The sequence below is a fragment of the Streptomyces sp. NPDC030995 genome, assembly GCF_055571215.1.
The window spans coordinates 382,063-396,502 of the sequence record NZ_JBVIFS010000004.1 but is presented as its reverse complement, the minus strand read 5'-3'; the positions used below and the strand labels follow the sequence as shown (position 1 = coordinate 396,502).

The window sequence follows — 14,440 nt, the reverse complement described above, 5'->3', positions numbered from 1 at the left end:
TCATCCACCGAAGTGGACGGGGTATCAACTTCTGGCGTTGATTTTTGGCACGCTGTTGAGTTCTCAAGGAACGGACGCTTCCTTTGTACTCACCCTCTCGGGCTTTCCTCCGGGCTTTCGTTCTGTTCTTGCGTTTCCGACTCTATCAGATCCTTTCGGGCCTGACCCCCGGTCAGCGGGGTTTGTCTTCCGGGCTGTTGGGCCCTTCCGACTCCCGAACTCTAGTGGATTTCCCCGGCGATTCATAATCGGCCTTCGGAAATGGATTCGGGCATGCCGAATTAGTTCCCAGTGGGAGATCGTGCTGAGTTGGGTGCCGCAACGAGGCGGCGGGATTCGTTGTCGCCAAAACCTTCCGGCTCTGGGACAACTCGAAGAACCTTACGGATCCACGGAGGTCGTGTCAACCCCGGTGGTCAGCTGGGGGACTGGAGGTCCTCCACGCGGTCCAGGAGGCGGGTGAGCATGTCTCCCAGCACCCCGCGCTCCGCAGTGGAGAGGTCCTGGAGGAGGTCCTCCTCGAAGACCGTGGCCGCGCGCATCGCGTCCAGCCACTTGCTCCGGCCCTCGTCCGTGAGCTCAACGATCACGCGGACCCGGTTGGACTCGTCCCGCTCGCGGGTGACCAGTCCTTCCGCCGTCATGCGGTCGATCCGGTGGGTCATGGCCGCCGGCGTGAGGCCCAGCTGCTTCGCGAGCTCGCTCGGGCCCATCCGGTAGGGGGCGCCGGAGATGACCAGGGCCTTCAGGACCTCCCACTCCGCGTTGCTGATGCCCAGAGCCGCGGTCTGCCGTCCGTACGCGACGTTCATGCGGCGGTTCAGGCGGCTCAGTGCCGACACGACCTTCTCGACCTGTGGGTCGAGGTCCTGGAACTCGCGCTGATAGACGGCGATCTGCTCATCGAGGCTCGGCTCGTGGACGGGCGTAGTGCCGTCGGGGGTGTCACCCATGGGTCGAAGTATCGCACGAAGCCGTTGGCGTCTAACTCCTTCGGCGTGTAGTGTTAAGGATCGAACTTTAGGTATGAAGTCTTCAGTCTTCAGATATCAAGGCAGGTGAGAAGTGACCAAGGTGATGGGCGCCGCGCTGCGGCGGATCCAGGCCGGGAACGCGTTGACCGCGTTCGGCATCGGCTTCACGGTTCCGTTCCTCTACATCTACGTGGCGCAGGTGCGAGATCTGGGCTCCATGGCCGCCACGAGCGCGTTCGTGGCGTTCGCCCTGGGCGCTCTCGTCGCGCTGCCCTTCACCGGTCGGGTCATCGACCGGCTCGGTCCCGTCCCCGTGGTCATGGGTGCCGCTGTCGCCGCCTCGGCCGGTGCGCTCTCGCTCGGGCTCTCCACCGGCATCGTGCCCATCCTGCTGTCCGCCCTGGCGCTCGGCGCCGGGCAGGCCGTGATGCAGCCGGCGCTGGCCACGATGATCGTGTGGTGCTCCACGCCGTCCACCCGGACCCGTGCCTTCGCCCTTCAGTTCTTCATGCAGAACCTGGGTCTGGGCATCGGCGGTCTCATCGGCGGCCAGATCGTCGACGAGACCCGGCCCGGCAGCTTCACCCTGCTGTTCGGCATCGAGGCCGTGATGTTCCTGGTGCTGGCCGGCGTCATCGCCACCGTGCGGATGCCCCACGTGCAGGGCTTCAAGGACGCCCGGCCGAAGGACTCGGCGCAGCCGGGCGGCGGCTGGAAGCGGCTGATGCGGCACAAGGCCATGGTGCAGCTGTGCGTGCTGGGCTTCGTGGTGTTCTTCGCCTGCTACGGGCAGTTCGAGTCGGGTCTGGCCGCCTTCGGTACCGAGGCCGCCGGGATCTCCCCGTCCACGCTCGGTTTCGCGCTCGCCGCCAACACCGGAGCGATCGTCGTCGCGCAGTTCGTCGTGCTCCGGCTCGTCGAGAAGCGGCGGCGGTCGCGGGTGATCGCGCTCGTCGGGCTGATCTGGACCGTGGCGTGGGTCATCGCCGGCTTCTCGGGTCTGGGGCACGGCAGCGCGATGATGGCCGCCGCCGCGTTCATCACCACGTACGCGCTCTTCGGCATCGGCGAGGCCATGCTGTCGCCGACCCTGGCGCCGCTGGTGGCAGATCTGGCTCCCGAGGGCTCGGTGGGTCAGTACAACTCGGCCTTCGCGCTGGTCAAGCAGATGGCGCTGGCGCTGGGGCCGCTCGGGGTGCCGCTCGGCGCGGGGGTTCCGATGCTCTACATCGGGGTCTTCGTGCTCGTGTCCCTCGGGATCGCCTTCCTGGCGCTGCGGCTCGGCAGGCGGCTGAGCCCGGTGCAGGACAACCCGTCGCTGTCCAGGGTCGTGGCGCAGGGCGGCCCGGCCGTCGTGGTCGGGGCTGCTGCCGCGGAGCCCGTGCACGCGTAGCTCCGTACGTACGAACGTAAGACGTACGCGGAAGGCCCCGGTCCTTGGGATCGGGGCCTTCGGCGTGTCCGGCTGCTTGTCCGGCTACTTGTCCGGCAGGGCGAACTCGCACCAGACGGCCTTGCCGCCGCCCGGGGTGCGGCGGGAGCCCCAGGAGGAGGCGATGGTGGCGATGATCGAGATGCCGCGGCCGGTTTCGTCGGCCGGTTCGGCGCGGCGGCGGCGCGGGAGGTGGTCGTCCCCGTCGGTGACCTCGATGATCAGGCGGCGGTCGGTACGGCGCAGGCGCAGGCGCATGGGCGGGGTGCCGTGCTGGAGGGAGTTCGCGACGAGCTCGCTGGCGGCCAGGACTCCGAGGTCGCACAGCTCGATCGGGAAGCGCCAGGAGGCGAGGACGCCCTGGGCGAAGGCGCGGGCGCGCGGGGCCGCCTCGATGCCGCCGAGGAGTTCCAGGCCGGCGTTGTGGAAGAGCTCGGCGTCCGTGCCGGTGCGGGCGGGCTGCTGGAGGACCATCACGGCGACGTCGTCGTCGTGGTCGGCGTCCACGCCGAGGGCGCGCATCAGGCGGTCGCAGATGACGGCCGGGGTGCCCTGGGCGCCGGAGAGGGCGCGTTCGAGGGCGGCGACGCCTTCGTCGATGTCCTCGCCGCGGCGTTCGACCAGGCCGTCGGTGTAGAGGACGGCGGTGGAGCCGGGGCCCAGGGCGATGGTTCCGGAGGTGTGCAGCCAGCCGCCGGTGCCGAGGGGTGGGCCGGTGGGGTCGGCGGCTCTGCGTACGGTGCCGTCCTCGTCGCGGACCAGGATCGGGAGGTGGCCGGCGGAGGCGTACGCGAGCAGGCCCTCGTTGGGGTCGTGGACCGCGTACACGCAGGTGGCGATCTGGCTGGCGTCGATCTCGGCCGCGAGGCCGTCGAGGAGCTGGAGCACCTCGTGCGGGGGCAGGTCGAGGCGGGCGTAGGCGCGGACGGCGGTGCGCAGCTGGCCCATGACGGCGGCGGCTCGGACTCCGCGGCCCATGACGTCGCCGATGACGAGGGCGGTGCGGCCGGCGCCGAGGGTGATGACGTCGTACCAGTCGCCGCCGACGGCCGCCTCGGTGCCGCCGGGCTGGTAGGTGGCGGCGATGCGCAGGTCGTCGGGCTGTTCGAGCTCCTGCGGGAGCAGGGAGCGCTGGAGGGTGACGGCGGCCTCGCGCTGGCGGCGTTCGCTGGCGCGCAGGCGCTCGACGGCCTCGGCGTGGTCGGTGACGTCGGCGAGGTGGATCAGGACCCCGGTGTGGTGCGGGTCGGGGTCGCTCTCGGTTTTGGTCCTGGGGAACTCGACCGGGGTGCAGGTGACGGTGTACGAGCTGCCGCCGCCCGGCGCGGCGCGGTTCTTGGCGGTACGGGACTTGCCGCTGCGCTGGACCTGGTCGAGGAGCGGGAGGAGACCGAGCTCGCCGAGCTCGGGGAGGCCTTCGTGGGCGGGTGCGCCGGGGGTGCGGGCGCCGAACCCGGCGGTGTAGGCGTCGTTGACGTAGGCGACGCGGTGCTCGGGGCCGTGGACGAGGGCGACCAGGGCCGGGAGCCGGCCGAGGACCTCGCGTACGGAGAGCTCGTCGAGGGAGGGCACGGGCGCGGGGGTGCCGGTGCGCGGGTCCGGGCCGGCTCCGGTGGCGGAGCCGATGCCGCAGACCGTGGGGTCGGCGGGGTGGCCGTCCGCGGCGGGCGTGGACCGCTCGGTTCCGGGGTCGGGGCCGCCGCGGGCTGCCGGGACCGCGCCCTCACCCCGTTTGGCCTGGGCGGCGGCGTGTTCGGTCCGGGCGGCGGCGCGGCGCTGCGTTCCGGGAAACCGGGCGCTCCAGCGCGTGAAGTTCACTGCGTTCAAGCCTCGTGGTGTCGCGAGTGGTCGCTGTGTCGCTCGTAAGCGGTCGCTGACTGGACGATGTCACTCTGTGCAGGGGTGAGCCCACCTATGGTCACACGTCCAGTGTGGCCGACCGCACTGACAACGTCAGCCCTGGCTGTTCTGCGGGGGGTTGGGGGCGGGGGGCGGGGGAGGGTATTTGTGGCCGCCGCCTGCGGCCAGTTCGAATTCTGCCCTGGGGTGTTCGAGGGAGCCCAGGGAGACGATCTCGCGTTTGAAGAGGCCGGAGAGGGTCCATTCGGCGAGGACGCGCATCTTGCGGTTGAAGGTGGGGACGCGGCTGAGGTGGTAGGCGCGGTGCATGAACCAGGCGGGGTACCCCTTGAGCTTGCGGCCGTAGATGTGGGCGACGCCCTTGTGGAGGCCGAGGGAGGCGACGGAGCCGGCGTACTTGTGGGCGTACTCGGTCAGGACCTCGTCGCGCAGGGCGGCGACGAGGTTGTCGGCAAGGGCCTTGGCCTGGCGCACGGCGTGCTGGGCGTTCGGGGCGCATTCGCGGGCGGGGCCGCCGGCGGCGGGTGCGGCGGTGATGTCGGGGACGGCGGCGGCGTCGCCCGCGGCCCAGGCGTGCTCGACCCCCTCGACGGTGAGGAAGGCGGTGCAGGCGAGGCGGCCTCGCTCGTTCCTGGGCAGGTCGGAGGCGGCCAGGATCGGGTGCGGTTTGACGCCGGCGGTCCACACGACGGTGCGGGTGGGGAAGCGGGCGCCGTCGCTGAGGACGGCGACGCGGTTCTCGCAGGATTCGAGCCGGGTCTCCAGGCGGAGGTCGATGTTGCGGCGGCGCAGTTCGCGGATCGTGTAGACGCCCATGTCGGGGCCGACCTCGGGGAGGATCCGGTCACTGGCCTCGACGAGGACCCACTTCATGTCCTCGGGCTTGATGTTGTGGTAGTACCGCGCCGCGTAGCGGGCCATGTCCTCCAGCTCGCCGAGGGCTTCGACGCCCGCGTAGCCGCCGCCGACGAAGACGAAGGTGAGGGCGGCGTCGCGGAGGGCCGGGTCGCGGGTGGAGGAGGCGATGTCCATCTGTTCGATGACGTGGTTGCGCAAGCCGATGGCCTCTTCGACCGTCTTGAATCCGATGCCGTAGTCGGCGAGTCCCGGGACGGGGAGGGCGCGGGAGATGGAGCCTGGGGCGAGGACGAGTTCGTCGTACTCCATCTCGGTGGGGCCGGCGCCCTCGTCCATGGTGGCGAGGGTGGCGACGGTGACGGTCCGTTTGGAGTGGTCGATGCGCTGGGCCTCGCCGATGACGACGCGGCACTTGTCGAGGACGCGGCGCAGCGGGACCACGACGTGGCGTGGGGAGATCGAGCCCGCGGCCGCTTCGGGGAGGAAGGGCTGGTACGTCATGTAGGGCTCGGGGGTGACCACCGTGACCTCGGCTTCGTCGGCTCTCAGCTTTCGCTGGAGCCGGAGCGCCGTATACATGCCGACGTAGCCGCCGCCGACGATCAGGATGCGCGTGCGGGGCGGGGTACCGGGGGCCGTGCCCCGGGAGTTAGCAGCCTTCACCATCCCATGACGCAACGTGGCCGGGAGTTTGTCCACAGCCCCGACAAATTGTGTGACCGGAGGTGGTGCTGGGGCGGGGGTGAAGTGGACCCCTGGTGGTGGTGAAAATGCGCAGGTCAGAAGGTACGGAATGAAGCATTCCGGGAGCACGGAACGAAAAAGTGGGGGTGAATGCTCCGATCGGGCGGTGGTCCGTCCGGGGCTGCCTCTTCTGAATTGACTCTGGCTCAACTATGTTCGTATCTCGTCGAGGAGTAGGACCGGGCCCGAGACCGTGGCCCCTCTCGACACGAAGGCGGGGAGTGTCTCCGGGGGGAGACAAATGATTACCGGGGGAAACATATGAACATTTCCGATTTCCATGGTTCTGCGACCGCACTCTCGGTCGAGACCAACGGCCGTGCCATCGCGGGTGGCACCACCACGCACGGCGTAGGCCGGTCCACGCCGCTGCGCGTCGACGCCCAGCGCAACCTGGAACACGTCCTGCGAGCGGCCCGCGAGGTCTTCGGCGAGCTGGGCTACGGGGCTCCGATGGAGGACGTGGCGCGGCGCGCGCGGGTCGGTGTCGGCACCGTGTACCGGCGGTTCCCGAGCAAGGACGTCCTGGTCCGGCGGATAGCCGAGGAAGAGACGGCTCGGCTGACCGAGCAGGCCAGGACCGCACTGGGCCAGGAGGAGGAGCCGTGGCAGGCACTGTCGTGCTTCCTGCGCACCTCCGTGGCCTCGGGCGCCGGGCGGCTGCTGCCGCCGCAGGTGCTGCGGGTCGGCGCGGCGAGCGAGGACGACGTCGAGGACGCTGAGGCGGCGCGGGTTCCGCACCAGCGCCAGGCGGTCGCGGCCGGCGCGTCCGGCGCGGCTCCCGAACTGCGGGTCCTGGGCTCGCGGAGCGCGGCCGAGGACGAGCCGTCGGACGACGCCGGTGCGGGTGCGCTGCTGGAGGTCGTCGGCCGGCTGGTGCACCGCGCGCGGGAGGCCGGTCAGCTGCGTGCCGATGTCACGGTGGCCGATGTGCTGCTGGTGATAGCGACGGCGGCGCCCGCGCTGCCCGACCCGGCGCAGCAGGCGGCGGCTTCGACCCGGCTGCTCGACATCCTGCTCGAAGGGCTGCGGTCCCGGACGGCGTGACCCTGCGTGACACGCGGCGCCGTCCGCTCGCACGGCCGGGCATCAGTACGGCGATTCGCCGAATTGTGCCCGGATGAGTGGATGGCGCGCGGAGGGGTTCGACGCGTGGCCGCCGTGTGACACGCTTGATCGGTGTACCGGTTGAGTGTGTCGTGCGGGAGCTTCCGCGATGGGCGTTGACGGGCGGGAAGAGCCACTCGGTGGCGCCGGCAGCGAGGTCGGGGCGGGCAGTCTTCCCGCCCGGCAGGTGCCGGCGCAGCGCGAACCGGGCGGACGACACGCCCGTCCCACCCGCTCTTCCGGACCCGGGGGCATCGGTAGCGAACTGCCGCCGTCCGACGGGGACTTGATCGCCCGGATGCGGGGCGGTGACGACGGTGCGTACGAGGAGCTGTTCCGTCGTCACGCCGATGCCGTACGGCGCTACGCGCGGACCTGCTGCCGGGACGGGCACACCGCCGACGACCTGACCGCCGAGGTGTTCGCGCGGACACTGCAGGCGGTACGGGGCGGGGCCGGGCCGGACCAGTCGGTGCGGGCGTACCTGCTGACCACCGTGCGCAGGGTCGCCGCGGCCTGGGCGAAGACCGCCAAGCGGGAGCATCTCGTCGAGGACTTCGCCGTGTTCGCGGAGCAGGCGGCCACGGGTACGGAGAGCGCGGCCGGGATGGCCGGGCTGTCCGGGGACGACACGCTCGAACTGGGCGCGGACGTGCGGGCGATGCACGAGGCCGAGCAGTCGCTGGCCATGCAGGCCTTCCGGAGCCTGCCCGAGCGGTGGCAGGCCGTGCTGTGGCACACCACCGTCGAGGAGGCCTCGCCGAGTGCGATCGCGCCGCTGTTCGGGCTGAGCGCCAACGCGACCGCGGTGCTGGCCAGTCGCGCCCGGGAGGGGCTCAAGCAGGCGTATCTGCAGGCCCATGTGAGTTCGGCGCTGAGCGAGGGCGGCGACTGCGCGCAGTACTCGGACCGGCTGGGCGCCTACGCCCGGGGCGGGCTGCGGATGCGGGCGGAGCTCGGGCTGCGCAAGCACCTGGAGGAGTGCGCGAAGTGCCGGCTGGCCGCCGGGGAGCTCAAGGATGTCAACGCGGGCATTCCGGCGCTGCTGCCGGTCGCGGTCATCGGGTGGTTCGCCGCCGGGTACGCGGCCAAGGCCGCCGGCGTGGTGGCCGGCGGGGCCGTCGCCGCGGGCGGGGCCGGGGCCGCGGCGGCCGCCGCCGGAGGGTCGGGCGCGGGAGCCGGGGCCGCGGGCGGTGCCGGCGCTGCCGGGGCGGGCGCCGCCGGTGGCGGGGCCGGGTCGACCGCCGGGGCCGGGGCCCTGGCTTCCGAGGGACTCGGGCTGCCCGCCAAGGCCGCCCTCGCCGCCGGGATCGCGGTGGCCGCGGCCGCCGGCGTGGTGTTCGCGCTCGCCGGGGACGATGCCGAGCCGCAGGCCCGGGCGAAGCCCGCGCCCAGCGTGGCCGCGCCCGCGGTGCCCGTCGTACCGCCGGAGCCGGACGCTCCCACCCCGCCCGGGGTGGAGCCGCCGCCCGCGCGGGGCTCCGTACCGCCGCGGCCGCAGCCCACGCCGGCGCCGTCGGCTCCGGCCGCGCTCGCTCCCGCGGCGCCGTCGCCCACGCCCTCGCCGTCGCCGAGCCGGGAGAAGACCTCGCCCGCGCCGTCCCCGAGCAGGTCCTCGGCGAAGCCGACCGCGCCGCCTCCGGCGAAGCCGGCGCAGGGGTTCCAGCTCGCCGGGCTCCATCACTCGGCCTACGGGGACCACAGCGGCCCGGAGTTGCAGACCTGGCGCAGCAGCTGGGTGTGGCAGCGCTGGGGGCTGAAGGTGGGCGACCGGCGGTTCACGCACGGGATCACCGTGAACTCGCGCTCCTCGGTGGAGATCGCCCTCAACCGGCAGTGCACCACCTTCTCGGCGCGGGCCGGGGTGGACGGCCTGTCGCTGTTCACCGACGGCTCGGTGCGGTTCTCCGTGTACGCCGACGGGCAGCGGCTGTGGCAGTCCGCCGCCCTCGGGTTCGAGGACCCGCCAGCGGCCGTGTCGGTCTCCCTCTCCGGGCACAAGACGCTGCGGCTGGTGGTGGAGAAGGCCGGGCCGGGCAGCCTGCCGACGCTGGCGAGCTGGGCCGACGCGGTGATCAGCTGCAGGTGACCGGCTTCCGGTGATCAGCCGGCGGTGATCAGCTTCCCGTGAGTGCCGCGGTGAGGTCCGACGGGGTGAGCGCGGCGCCGGCGGACTCCTCCAGGGCGTAGCGGGCCGGGCCGAGCAGGGCGCGGGCCCGCTCCGGCAGGCCGGCCACGGCGGCGCCCTCGGGGACCGAACGCGGATGGCCCGCGCGCCAGGCGGTGGCCGCCGCGAGGGCCCGTACGGACTCGGCGGGCCGGTCGGCGTCGGCGAGCATCACGGCCGCGGCCTCGGCCATGCCGGCCAGGAAACGCTCCGCGCAGTGGGCGGCGACGGCCACGCCCAGGGCGGGCCCGATCCGGGCCAGACCGGCCGCCGGGCCGTGCTCGTGCGCGGCGAGGACGGCCTCGATGGTGTCCAGCCCGGCGGTGAGCTGTGCGGGCACGGTGATGCGTTCCGCCTCGGCGCGGGCGCGGGCGCACTCGGCGCGGGCCCGGTCGGCGTCGCCGCGCTGGAGGGCGAGCAGGGAGGACAGGAGCCGGGCGAAGGTGCTCACGTCGTACACCCCGCCGTAGCGGTCGGCCTCGCGGTCGGCCTCCGCCAGCAGCTGTTCGGCGTCCGCGAACTCCCCTGCGCAGTAGGCGGCCTCCGCGATCCGGGCGATGGCGAAGGGCGCCTCGACGTGGGCCCCGACCTCGCGGGCGAGGCGCAGGCACTCCTCGTACTCGGCTCGGGCGTCGGCGTAGCGGCCGCGCGAGAGGGCGACCTCCCCGGCGGCGCCCGCCACCTGGGCGCGGGTCCAGCGGTCGCCGACCCGGCGGGCGATCTCGTGCAGCTCGGCGAGGTCGGCGTCGACGGTGGGCAGGCCGCCGGTGACGTCGATGGAGACGTGGGTGCGGAGCATGAGGGTGACGCCGAGTTCCCAGTCGCCCGCGTGGCGGCGGCAGTTGGCCACCGACTCGTCGAGGTGGGCGTGGAAGTCGAGGGCGTCGCCGGTGAGGAAGGCGGTGGCCGGCCAGAGCATGCCGGGGAAGGTGGTGGTCTCCGGGGAGCCGTGGCGGAAGGTTTCCTTGATGCGGGCGGCGAGGGCGCGGTACTCGGGGGTGCGGAACTTCTCGGCGGTGTTGCTCTCGGCGAGCAGGAAGATGTCGAGGATCTGCAGGCGCATGAGGCGCCAGTACGCGGGCGAACCCTCGGGGTGGTCCGTGGGGGTGTCGGCGAGGATCCGGCTGGTCCATTCGGCGCCTTCGGCACGGTAGTTGCGCAGCCACCAGAACCAGCCGAGGGCGAAGACGAGGCGCTGGGCGCTCTCGGAGTCGCGCTCCACGACGGCGGTGGTGTGGAGGGCCGCGCGGAGGTTGTCGAGCTCGGTCTCGATGCGGCGGATCCAGGGGAGCTGGGCGGCGGAGCGGAGCAGCGGCTCGGCCTCCTCGGCGAGGGCGAGGAAGTGGGCGGCGTGGCGGCGGGCGGTGGCCCGGGCGTCCGGGGAGTGGGCCTGCGCGCGCTCGGCGGCGTACTCGTGGATGGTTTCGAGCATGCGGTAGCGCATCCCCCCGTACTCGCCGTGGGGTCCGGGGCCGGGTCCGGGGCCGGGTCCGGGGCCGGGTCCGGGGCCGGGTCCGGGTCCGGGGCCGGGGCCGGGTCCGGGGCCGGGGCCGGGTCCGGGGCCGGGGCCAGCGCCAGGGCCAGGGCCGTCCGGCTCGGCGAGGACGAGGGATTTGTCGACGAGGGAGCCGAGGACGTCGGCGACGTCGAGGGATCCCTGCGCGCAGACCGCCTCGGCGGCGGCGAGGTCACAGCCGCCGGCGAAGACGGACAGGCGGCGCAGAACGGCCCGTTCGGACTCGTCCAGCAGGTCCCAGGACCAGTCGACGACGGCGCGCAGGGTCTGCTGGCGGGGCAAGACGGTACGGGCTCCGCTGGTCAGGAGGCGGAAACGGTCGTCGAGGCGGTCGGCGATCTGGCGCGGGGTCAGAAGCCGCAGCCGGGCGGCGGCGAGCTCGATCGCGAGCGGCAGACCGTCCAGGCGGGCGCAGATCTCGGCCACGGCGGCCGGGTCCTCGGCCACGGCGAACCCGGCGCGGGCGGCGGCCCCGCGGTCGGCGAACAGGCGGTGGGCGTGGGCGGGCGGCAGGGGCTCGACGGGGCGGACGCTCTCGCCGGGTACGCCGAGGGGCTCGCGGCTGGTGGCCAGGATCCGGACGCCCGGGCAGTGCGTGAGGAGCCGTTCGGCGAGCTCGGCGGCCGCGCCGATGACGTGCTCGCAGTTGTCGAGGACGAGGAGCAGACGGCGGTGCGCGCAGTGCTCCAGGAGCTGGGCGGTGGGGTCCTCGGCGGTGGTCTTCTCGCGGGCCACCAGGGAGTTCTCGCGCAGGCCGAGGGCGCTGAGGACGGCGCCGGGGACGGCGGCGGGGTGGTCGAGGCGGGCGAGTTCGACGATCCAGCCGGTTTCCGGGTGGGCGGCGGCCGCGTGCTCGGCGAGGCGGGTCTTTCCGGAACCGCCGGGCCCGGTGAGGGTGATGAGGCGGTGGCGGGCCAGGTCGGTGCGCAGGACGGCCAGTTCGGGTTCGCGGCCGACGAAGGAGGTGAGGCGGGGGCGGAGGTTGCCGCGGGGCGCCTCCGGCTGGGGCTGCGATGCCTCCGGCTGGCGCTGGCGGGGCTGCGCGGGCCGGAGGAGTTCCGCGTGCAGGGCGGCGAGTTCGGGGCCGGGGTCGGTGCCGAGGCCGTCGGCGAGGGTGCGGCGCGTCTGCTCGTACGCGGCCAGGGCGTCGGCGGGGCGGCCCGCCGCGCGCAGCGCGCGGAGCTGCTGGGCGCGCAGGGTCTCGTCGTACGGGCGCTCCTGGATCAGCGCCTCGATCTCCGGCAGGAGCCCGGCCGGGGCGGTGGCGCCGCCGCGCAGGTCGGCCTCGATGCGGTCCCGGAGGGCGGCGCCGCGGCGGGCCTCGGCGGCCGCTGCATGGACGGTGCGGGCGGGCTCGGGCAGGTCGGCGAGGGCGGGACCGCGCCACAGGGCCAGGGCGGCGCGCAGGGTGCGGGCGGAGGCTTCCGGGTCGGTGGCCAACTGCCGGGCGCCTTCGGCTGCCAGCCGGTTGAAGCGGTGCAGGTCGACGTCCTCGCGGCCGGCGGCCAGGCGGTAGCCGCCGGCCGGGTCGGCGTGGACGGAGTCCCGGCTGCCGAGGGCGCGGCGCAGGCGGGCGACGAGGGCCTGGAGGGCGGCCGGGGCGTCCTGGGGCGGGTCGTCGCCCCAGACCTCGTCGACGAGGTCGGACACGGAGATCCGGGCGCCGGCCCGGAGGGCGAGGGCGGCGAGGAGGGCGCGCAGCCGGGCGCCGCCAATGGGGAGGGGGGCGCCGAGCTCGTCGCGCGCCTCGGTGGTGCCGAGGATGAGGTAGCGCACCCGCCAATTCTGCCTGGCCGCTGCGGGGGGCGGGTCGGGGACGGGTCGGGGGCGGACAAGACATCCCCTAGGTGATCGAGGTGTCTCCGTGGGCCTCGAGGAGGGTGCGCAGGGCCTCGGCGACCGTGGCGCAGGTGGCGGGGTCGAGGGGGGCGAGGAGTTCGGCGTAGTGGCGCAGGTGGTCCGTCATCATCGCCTCGGTGAGGGTGATGCCGTGCTCCGTCAGCCGGATGCGGACCGAGCGGCGGTCCTGGCCGTCGCGGACCCGTTCGACCAGGCCCTTGGCCTCCATGCGGTCGATGCGGTTGGTGATCGCGCCCGAGGTCACCATGGCGGCCGGGATGAGGGCGCCGGCGGTCAGCGCGTACGGGGGGCCGGACCGGCGGAGGGTGAAGAGGATGTCGAGCTCGCCCAACTCCAGGTCGTGTTCGGCCGCGAAGGCCTTGAGGTGCTTTTCGAGGATCCGGTTCATCCGCTGGATCCGGGCCAGCAGCTCGACGGGCCAGAGGCCGGCCGCGAGGTCGGGGCGTTCCTCCGCCCACTGGCCGACGATCGCGTCCACTGCGTCACTCATCTCGCGTCCTCTTCTCTTCCTACCGGCGCGCCCAGCCCAGAATATCTCAACGTTAAGACACTTGACGTTGAGAGGACCCGCCTGTTTTTATCTCAACGTTGAGATTGTGAACCTTGAGATGGATGAGCGGGGGGCCACCATGAAGGCGACCACGAAGACGCCCACGAAGGCGACCACGAAGACGACCACCACCACGGCCGTCACGGCCAGGACGAAGAGCAGGACCACCGGCACCGCCGCGGCCCCGCCCGTCCCCGTGTTCTGGCTGGCCCTGCTGGCCACCCCGATGGCCGCCGGGGCCAACGCCCCCGTCCTGATCCTTCCGGACATGGCCCGTTCGCTCGGGGTGGCCACCTCGACCGCCGCCTGGCTCGTCACCGCGTCCGCCTGGGCCATGGCCGTCGGCACTCCCCTGCTGGCCGGCCGGCTCCGCCGCCGCGGCCTGCGCCCGACCCTCCGCCTGAGCAGCGCCTTCCTGCTGTGCGGCACCCTCCTCGTCGCCGCCTCGCCCTGGCTGCCACTGACCCTCCTCGGGCGGGCCGCACAGGCGGCGGGCAGCGCGGGCCTGGTGGCGTGCGCCATGAGCCTGGCCGGCACGGCCCGCCGGATGGGCGTCATCAGCGCGGGATTCGGGATGCTCGGCGCGTCCGGCCCGCTCCTCGGCGCCCAGCTCTCGCAGGCCGTGTCGTGGCGGCTCTCCCTCTCGGTGTCGGTGGTCGCGCTGCTGGCCGTGCCCGTGGTGGTCAAGTACGCCACGGCCCCGGCCCCCGCGCAGGGCAGGCTCGACGCGCGCGGCGCCGCCCTGCTGACGGTGCTGGTCAGCGCCCTGGTCCTACTCCCCCACGCCCCCGCCTCCGCGCTCGGCTCCGCGGCCGTCGCCGCGCTCGCGCTGGCGCTGCACGTCCGGCGGCGCCCCGAGGGCTTCGTACCGCTCGCCCTGCTGCGCAGGCCCGTCTTCGTCGGCTCGGCGCTGCTCGCGCTGGTGCTGTCGTCCTCGTACTTCACCCTGCTGTTCGCCGTGCCGCGGCTGCTCTCCGACCGGGCCGGCTGGGACCGCGGGACGGCCGGCGCCGGTCAGCTCGTGGCCCTGCTCACCGGATCCGCGCTGTCCTGGCTGCTGGCTGCCGGTTCGGCCCGCATGGGGCGGGCGGCCGTACGGACCGTGCTGATCGGGATCGGCACCCTGGCCGCGCTCCTCGCCGCGTTCGCCGGCTGGGGCCCGCTGCTGCTGGCCGCCACCCTGGGCAGCGTGTTCGCCGCGACCGGGGCCAACGCCGTCCTGTCGACGTACGCCGCGTCGAGCGCCCCCGAGGCCCAGCGGCCCACGGCCATCGGCCTGTTCAGCCTCTGCTACCTGCTGGGCGGCGCCTTCGGCCCGGCCGTCGCGACCGCCCTGGTGCTCGCCGCCTGAGCCCCGGCCGGCGCTGTCCTG

The 14,440-nt window shown here is 73.5% G+C and carries 9 protein-coding genes; 4 read left to right on the top strand and 5 right to left on the bottom strand.

All coding sequences use genetic code 11. From position 1 onward, the window contains the following. Positions 1-416: 416 nt before the first annotated feature. Positions 417-953, bottom strand: coding sequence for a MarR family winged helix-turn-helix transcriptional regulator (locus ACZ45T_RS10270; RefSeq protein WP_069921218.1), 537 nt, complete (start codon positions 951-953; stop codon positions 417-419). A gap of 124 nt (positions 954-1,077) precedes the next feature. Between ACZ45T_RS10270 and ACZ45T_RS10265 the strand changes: the two genes are divergently transcribed. Beyond that, complete coding sequence (locus tag ACZ45T_RS10265; protein ID WP_468439422.1) at positions 1,078-2,367, top strand: MFS transporter; 1,290 nt, start codon at positions 1,078-1,080, stop codon at positions 2,365-2,367. 84 nt (positions 2,368-2,451) lie between these two features. On the opposite strand, the gene ACZ45T_RS10260 is transcribed toward ACZ45T_RS10265, so the two are convergent. Together ACZ45T_RS10260 and ACZ45T_RS10255 are read right to left on the bottom strand one after the other, a co-directional pair. Next, positions 2,452-4,224, bottom strand: coding sequence for an ATP-binding SpoIIE family protein phosphatase (locus ACZ45T_RS10260; RefSeq protein ID WP_468439420.1), 1,773 nt, complete (start codon positions 4,222-4,224; stop codon positions 2,452-2,454). A gap of 135 nt (positions 4,225-4,359) precedes the next feature. Beyond that, the gene (locus ACZ45T_RS10255) at positions 4,360-5,790 is read right to left on the bottom strand and encodes an NAD(P)/FAD-dependent oxidoreductase (protein WP_468439379.1); all 1,431 of its coding nucleotides are present in this window, start codon (positions 5,788-5,790) and stop codon (positions 4,360-4,362) included. Positions 5,791-6,129: 339 nt separating this feature from the next. Here ACZ45T_RS10255 and ACZ45T_RS10250 point away from each other — a divergent pair, with 339 nt between their 5' ends. Together ACZ45T_RS10250 and ACZ45T_RS10245 are read left to right on the top strand one after the other, a co-directional pair. Next, positions 6,130-6,915, top strand: coding sequence for a TetR/AcrR family transcriptional regulator (locus tag ACZ45T_RS10250; RefSeq protein ID WP_468439377.1), 786 nt, complete (start codon positions 6,130-6,132; stop codon positions 6,913-6,915). Between the two features lie 169 nt (positions 6,916-7,084). Further along, entirely contained in the window at positions 7,085-9,064 is a 1,980-nt protein-coding gene (locus ACZ45T_RS10245) for a sigma-70 family RNA polymerase sigma factor (RefSeq protein WP_468439375.1), read from the top strand. Between the two features lie 28 nt (positions 9,065-9,092). Here ACZ45T_RS10245 and ACZ45T_RS10240 read toward each other — a convergent pair whose 3' ends face one another. Together ACZ45T_RS10240 and ACZ45T_RS10235 are read right to left on the bottom strand one after the other, a co-directional pair. After that, positions 9,093-12,434, bottom strand: a complete 3,342-nt coding sequence (locus ACZ45T_RS10240) for an AfsR/SARP family transcriptional regulator (RefSeq protein WP_468439373.1) — start codon at positions 12,432-12,434, stop codon at positions 9,093-9,095. 67 nt (positions 12,435-12,501) lie between these two features. Further along, complete coding sequence (locus tag ACZ45T_RS10235; protein WP_468439371.1) at positions 12,502-13,008, bottom strand: MarR family winged helix-turn-helix transcriptional regulator; 507 nt, start codon at positions 13,006-13,008, stop codon at positions 12,502-12,504. Positions 13,009-13,147: 139 nt separating this feature from the next. Here ACZ45T_RS10235 and ACZ45T_RS10230 point away from each other — a divergent pair, with 139 nt between their 5' ends. Continuing rightward, positions 13,148-14,419 carry an MFS transporter gene (locus ACZ45T_RS10230; protein WP_468439369.1) on the top strand — a complete coding sequence of 424 codons (1,272 nt, stop codon included), beginning with the start codon at positions 13,148-13,150 and terminating at the stop codon, positions 14,417-14,419. The last annotated feature ends 21 nt before the right edge of the window (positions 14,420-14,440 follow it).

Coding starts and splice junctions, on each gene's coding strand:
- ACZ45T_RS10270 (WP_069921218.1), bottom strand. CDS start 953: ATGGGTGACACCCCCGACGGCACTACGCCCGTCCACGAGCCGAGCCTC.
- ACZ45T_RS10265 (WP_468439422.1), top strand. CDS start 1,078: ATGGGCGCCGCGCTGCGGCGGATCCAGGCCGGGAACGCGTTGACCGCG.
- ACZ45T_RS10255 (WP_468439379.1), bottom strand. CDS start 5,790: ATGGTGAAGGCTGCTAACTCCCGGGGCACGGCCCCCGGTACCCCGCCC.
- ACZ45T_RS10250 (WP_468439377.1), top strand. CDS start 6,130: ATGAACATTTCCGATTTCCATGGTTCTGCGACCGCACTCTCGGTCGAG.
- ACZ45T_RS10245 (WP_468439375.1), top strand. CDS start 7,085: ATGGGCGTTGACGGGCGGGAAGAGCCACTCGGTGGCGCCGGCAGCGAG.
- ACZ45T_RS10235 (WP_468439371.1), bottom strand. CDS start 13,008: ATGAGTGACGCAGTGGACGCGATCGTCGGCCAGTGGGCGGAGGAACGC.
- ACZ45T_RS10230 (WP_468439369.1), top strand. CDS start 13,148: ATGAAGGCGACCACGAAGACGCCCACGAAGGCGACCACGAAGACGACC.